Source organism: Massilia sp. NBRC 108631 (assembly GCF_059704565.1).
This window is the reverse complement of record NZ_BAAKJE010000259.1, coordinates 1-230: the sequence shown is the minus strand read 5'-3', so window position 1 is coordinate 230 and position 230 is coordinate 1. Positions and strand designations below refer to the sequence as shown.

The 230-nt window shown below is 53.5% G+C and carries 2 tRNA genes; both read left to right on the top strand.

Annotation, left to right across the window (positions count from 1 at the left end):
* Window positions 1-29 precede the first annotated feature (29 nt).
* Window positions 30-106, top strand: a tRNA-Ile gene (locus AC6H42_RS27935).
* A gap of 10 nt (window positions 107-116) precedes the next feature.
* A tRNA-Ala gene (locus AC6H42_RS27930) sits at window positions 117-192 on the top strand.
* Window positions 193-230 lie beyond the last annotated feature (38 nt).

The following is a 230-nucleotide window of genomic DNA, read 5'->3' as shown; positions in this document are numbered from 1 at the left end:
ATCGGCTGTTTTTAAAGAGAACGTTTTCTGGGGCTGTAGCTCAGCTGGTTAGAGCACCGTGTTGATAACGCGGGGGTCGTTGGTTCGAGTCCAACCAGCCCTACCAGTTTTACCCAGGGGGATTAGCTCAGCTGGGAGAGCACCTGCTTTGCAAGCAGGGGGTCGTCGGTTCGATCCCGTCATCCTCCACCACTGCATTTACTCAAGACTACGGGTTTTCGGTAAGTGTA